Source organism: Streptomyces sp. NPDC057743 (assembly GCF_042798755.1).
In the GTDB taxonomy this organism is placed as follows: Bacteria; Actinomycetota; Actinomycetes; order Streptomycetales; family Streptomycetaceae; genus Streptomyces.
Genome location: NZ_JBHVJX010000088.1, coordinates 1 through 5,614, shown reverse-complemented (window position 1 = coordinate 5,614; position 5,614 = coordinate 1). Strand labels below are relative to the sequence as shown.

At 39.9% G+C, this 5,614-nt stretch carries 6 protein-coding genes; all 6 read left to right on the top strand.

What is annotated here, in order from left to right; translation table 11 throughout:
- Nucleotides 1-96: 96 nt before the first annotated feature.
- Nucleotides 97-687: a hypothetical protein gene (locus tag ACFVFQ_RS38195; protein ID WP_104843695.1), complete on the top strand. Its 591-nt coding sequence runs from the start codon at nt 97-99 to the stop codon at nt 685-687.
- Nucleotides 688-719: 32 nt separating this feature from the next.
- Nucleotides 720-1,103 (top strand): hypothetical protein, encoded by a 384-nt coding sequence (locus ACFVFQ_RS38190; RefSeq protein ID WP_375838824.1) that lies wholly within the window; start codon nt 720-722, stop codon nt 1,101-1,103.
- A 131-nt stretch (nt 1,104-1,234) separates the two neighbouring features.
- Entirely contained in the window at nt 1,235-1,888 is a 654-nt protein-coding gene (locus ACFVFQ_RS38185; RefSeq protein ID WP_376947947.1) for a hypothetical protein, read from the top strand.
- Nucleotides 1,889-5,077, top strand: coding sequence for a helicase HerA-like domain-containing protein (locus ACFVFQ_RS38180; protein WP_375838823.1), 3,189 nt, complete (start codon nt 1,889-1,891; stop codon nt 5,075-5,077). It abuts the gene before it with no gap.
- Between the two features lie 5 nt (nt 5,078-5,082).
- The gene (locus ACFVFQ_RS38175; RefSeq protein ID WP_383425279.1) at nt 5,083-5,340 is read left to right on the top strand and encodes a TcpD family membrane protein; all 258 of its coding nucleotides are present in this window, start codon (nt 5,083-5,085) and stop codon (nt 5,338-5,340) included.
- Between the two features lie 30 nt (nt 5,341-5,370).
- Nucleotides 5,371-5,614 (top strand): TcpE family conjugal transfer membrane protein (locus ACFVFQ_RS38170; RefSeq protein WP_383425277.1); only part of this gene is annotated, 244 nt, incomplete at its 3' end.

Genomic DNA, 5,614 nt, shown 5'->3' with positions numbered 1-5,614 from the left:
CTACGAGCCAAACCTCCACCCCAAAACAAAGGGTAATGCAAGGTCAAGGGCTTTAAAAAAATACCGTAAACACTAATATAGGAGGTAACTGGATGTATGGGAAAACCCATTGATGAAAAAATGATCGATTTTAAAAAAACTTATTTATCGGGTGAAGTTTTGCCGGAAGTCAGAACGTTTATCGAGTCATTTTCTAAGAGTGAAGATTTGGTTAGGGCTGCATCGAGTTGGTTAGAACATTATTTTCTGGCAACACGAAACTTTCTTGTAGTTGATATGAATGAATATTATGCGGATATTGCTGGAGTATTAGGGATTTTAAGCGATGCAGCGCATAACCTTCCGAGAGCAATAAAAAAACATGATGCTTCTTTATTGAAGCAAGAATTCCAGAGGTATGTAAATGCCTGTTATCTTTGTTCGCAGTTTTTAGAAGAAAATTCGCGGCAAGATGACATTACAAAAAGATTCAAAAACCTCTTAATACCACCGAAAGATGAAATAAGACAAAAAGAAGAACAGAGTCCTGAACAGTGGTTTATAAACGAAATACAGTCTTTACTTCAAGTTGACCTCTCGTCCCTTTATTCCGAAAAATATTGTCAAGGATTTGAGCATGTAACTAGCCATATAAAAGAAATCCTAGAGGAATATGAAAAAATTAAAAAGAAAATGGACAAATTTTAACAAACATTTATCGTTACAAGGGGGATTCTTTTATGAACGATTATGAGGATTATGAGCTCGATCCCGAGCCTGAGAATGAAGAAGTAAAATTTTATGACGATCAGTTTCGGAAATTTAGCGAGTATCCCTTAGCAAATAAGGATGATCTTTCCGTACAAAGAGCAATGGTAATTGTTCATGAATTGGAATCATATGCAGAGGGTGGATCATACAGCTTGTTTGAGGATATTTTCATTGATAAAGAACCCTTTTCATCGCTTTATGCTTGTTTTAAAAAAGACTATGAAAAACAATTCGGTGAACCATTTGACGAGCTTGAGCTGATGTTTTTAGAACCTTTGCAACTGGAGCTGATTGCTGCTTTTGTGAATGGAGTCCTAGAGGCTTCGCAAGTGGAGCCTGACGAGACGACATAGTGGTAATTTTGTGGTGCTAAATTGGTATATATTTTTGAAAATAAGCTTGCTACACTAAAGGAGGTGTAAACATTTTAGAAGTTCGGGGGTCTGTTGAGATGGATTATATTTTAAGCGAAAAGAGGCGAAGAGTGGTTGAAGCTATTGATCGTTTCGGTGTCATCACGAGTGTTCAGCTTGAGCGCTTTCTAAAAGATATGGGAGTCATGACGATTTACCGCGCTCGGGCACAAGGCGAAGAATTGGGCTTTGTAGAAACGAAAGCATTTGGCCGCAGAAAGGTTCTTTGCATCACAAAAAGCGGATCAAAATTTATTGGTCATATCGGTACTGCTGCCGGTCTTAGCTATTCCACTTTGCAGCATGATCTGACAGTGAATGATGTGATTTTTAGTCTCTTAGAGCGATACGCAGCGAAAGGCACTGAATTTGGTTTCAAGACAGAAAGAGAATTGACGCGTGAATTGATTCTTTCGTTAAGTGTGGAGCAAGCTCGCAAGCCCAATGCTTTAAGACACATCGCACAGGAAGTCCCTGACTTTATCCTGGTGAATAGTGAGCGGCGTTTCGCTTTTGAAGTGGAATTGAGCCGGAAAACGAGTGCGAGAATCGAAAAGAAGATGCATCAATATAAAAAGTCCATTGAAAATGGCTTGTATGATCGCGTTTTTTATATCTGTAAGGAGGACGCAATCAAAAATCATATTCATGCGTTTGCTTCATCGGTTGGGGTCAATATTTCTTTTATAATGCTAGATGATCTTTTAACTAATGGGGAGGATTAAATGGATTTAAACTTTTCGAGTGACAAGAATCGGCCGCCAGATAACAATGGCAAGCCGGATTTCACTTCTTTACTTGGATATGGAGCTGTCATAGCTGCGGCTGCGGCTGCAGGTTTGGCGTTTCTTCCTTCGCTTGTTTTAGGATTGCTGATTTTTGGCTTTGTGTACGCACTAAAGCAGGCCTCCAAGTTGAAAATTGTATTTTGGCCGGCGGTTATAGCTTTAGGTTTGATGCTATATTTCGCAGGATGGCAGCAGTTGTTTCAATTCATACCGGTTTCTTTATCTATAGCCGGTATGGGTAGTCGATTAGATTATTTTGAGCAGCTAATAAATAACGGTCAACCGTTCCATCCGAGTTATCAGTCCTATATTGCTGTTGCGGCTCTTTCTCTTATTATTGCGCGGTTAACTCTGGCGGTATATGAGTTTTTCAAAGGAAAGATCGTAAAGCCGAAAGAGGATGTAATCGAAGAATACCGCAGTAGTAAGGACTATGAGAAGATTTATCAGAATCGCGTGAAGATTAATGATAATATGCAGGCAAAATGGCGGAAAAACGTTGCAAAATCAGTGGAAAAATCATTACCGATTGAAAATATTTTGCTCGGCATTGATGAACACAAAAAACAAGCAGAAATGGCTTTAGAAGAGACAACAAAGCACATTTTGTTTCAAGGAACTACTGGAAGCGGAAAAACGATGGCAATTTTAACCGCAGCCGAAAGCGCATTGGCTAATGGTCAATCAGTATTTTTCGTTGATGGAAAGGGCGATCCGAAAACGATTGCTCAGTTCAAGAAGTTAACAGACAAATACGGTCGTAAGCTTCATGTATTCTCAGAAAAAACGTCTTTGAGATATAACCCAATTAGGCATGGTAATAGAACGAGTGTCACTGATCGAATCATGGCGATTTTCGATTGGGAAAACGCTTTTTATAAAAATGAAGCGGAAAACTTTTTGCAAAAAGTCATTCATATGATCCATGATTTTGATTTAAATACTGATTTGGCGACCATCGCCAAACACATGTCACTCAGCGCGGTATACAGAACATTAATGACTGACGTGGAAATAAAAGAGGAAGTCATTCAGGATAAAGTACCAGTCAAGAAAAAAAAGCCGGCGGAAGAGGATGATATTCTTGGCCTGAATGAATCAGAGCAAGAGGAAGTAGAGTACGAAATTAGAGAGCGTACAGTCAAAAATAAAGTATTGAGCGCAAGGGCAGCCCTTCATATGGAGCGTTTTTTCGGTAAAAGTCAGTTAACAGAGGATGAAATCGAATCATTGACCGATGAAAGCCAAGCCGATCCTGTTCTGATGCTTGTAAAAAGTATGAAAACACAGCTAGAAAAGTTGATTTATTCAGAACTTGGTGAGCTCCTTGAAGATGATCCTGACGGTCTCGATCTGCTTGAGGTATTAGAACGAGGAGAAAGCGTTATTTTCTCGTTCAATAGCAACATTTATTCCGAGTTTATCAAGCGGTTTGCAAGGTTTGTTATTGCTGATTTAGCATTCAGTGTCACAACTAGATACGCTCAGGACGTGCAGAAAGGCGCTCTCGGCATTTTTGATGAGTTTGGGGCCTATGGGTCTGAAACAATCGTACACATCCTTGCGCGGGCTCGTAGTGCTGAATTTGGGGCAGCTATTGGGATACAGTCGCTAGGAGATTTAGTCATCAATGGACAGGACATTTCAAAGCAAGTAATTGATAACTGTAATACGTTCTTTTTTGGCCGAAGTAACGAGGCTGAATCCGCAGAAACAGTGGCTTCTATAATCGGTACTTATAATGACGTGGATCTGACCACACAGACGGAAAATATCGGCGGCCCATTAAAAAGAATTGAGTTTAAAGCGGAAAAAGGAACAAGCCGGAAGGTAAAAAAATTCTATGTTCATCCAGACGAAATAAAGGACTTAGAAACAGGGGTTTTTGTAGTTGTCAGAAAGGCAGCGAGGGGGCTAAAACCTGTTGAAAGGCGCAAAATCATTTATTTTCGCAATCCAATGAATGGGTTGAACGAAAAAAAAGAGGCGCTTGCTGCACCGTCTAAACAGAAAATGCAATCCGACCGCCCCAAGTTGACGGCGCAATTTATTGAAAGGGGGAGACAAATGGGATTAGGCGGTTTGAAAGAAAAAGTGTCCGACATTTTTTCAGACAATAAGATCAAGCGGAGCAAAAAAGAAAGCCGTAAATTGCCAAAGGCACGAAATGGTAAAGGCGCTGTCATATTTATTTGGCTGCTGATCGGTGTTGTTGGATTGTCTGGAATATTAGCTTTTGGTCGTTCGCAAAATGCACTGAATCGGTCTAAAGCTACTGCAACGGCACTCGCTGCTGTTACGGCTGGTCAGGATGAAAACGGATATGATGTTTACCGCAGTCCGAAAATGGAGATTTTCGCTAATCAAGTGGTCGATGAATACATGAATATTCCGCGCGATAGTGACCAAAAGAAGGCTCGTGAAGAAGCGCTCAAAAGTTATTATGCAGAAGGTTTAACGGTTGATCTAACTGGTGATGTAGGCGGATATAGGAAGTTGAATAATAAAACGCTGTATGATGTGCAGTTTGCCGATGATAAAGCGATCTTACAGTACCGTGTAGATTATGATAATGTCGCCGTTCAGGAAAAAGAGCGAGAGGTCGAGAAGAAAAAAGGCAAGAAAAAAGAAAAAGTGAAAGAGAAATACGAGGAGGAGAAAAAAACAGGCCGTTCTATGCTGCTGAATGTACCTGTAAAAGCTTCTAAAGGCGGTTATGCGGTTGTTTCTAACCTGTATTTTACGCCGTTGCCAGATGTGAAAACAAAAGGCGTACAAAGCGAAACTAACCCATTAGAAGATGAATCTGAAATTCAGGATGCACAGAAACAGCAGATTCAAAATTGGCTTAATGATTTCTTCAAAAAATATGCTGACGGAACGACAGATGATCTCACTTATATGATGGAGAAGCCGCAGGCTTTAAATGGGCAGCGTTCATTTGTCAGCTTAGAAAATCTCAAAGTCTATGCTTCAGGGAAAAATGGTTATATCGTAAAAACCAATGCGAAATTCCAAGAAAAAGACCTTGGAATTGAGAATACAGAAAGCTTCACAATGCACTTAAGTAAACGTGATGGTAAGTATTTTGTTGAAAAAATGGAAAACACACTAGGAGGAAAATAACTATGATGAATTTTTTTGCAAATCCTGTTTTAGCTGCTAGCCTTCCGTCTCTCGGTAATTTAGCGGATTGGGTACAAACTGAAGGCGGAAATGCTGTTGCAATTGTTTTGGTTTGTTTCGGTGTCTTTTACCTATTTAGACAGGACATTAGTAAATTGATCGGATTTGTAATTGCCGCCGGATTCGTATTTTTCGCGGTAGGTAATCCAGAGAGACTTTTAAAGCAAATAGGTGACCTTGCTTACACTGTATTTGGGGGGTAAGGAATGAGGTCATACAACTATAAAAAAACAATGAATCACCCTATAACGCTGTATAAACTGGGGCCTTTGAATATGAATTTTGGACTCAGTTTGGTACGAGGAGCATTGTTCGCAGCAATACTCCTCGTAATGATTGCTTTTCGTAAGTTCTTTAATAGTATCGGCTCAATCATGCCAGGATTAACCCTCGTATTGTATGCTGGCATTCCTTGGCTGTTAAGCGGATTCCTTGTCAAACAGAAATATAACGGTAAGAAGATCCATCGTTTTCTGT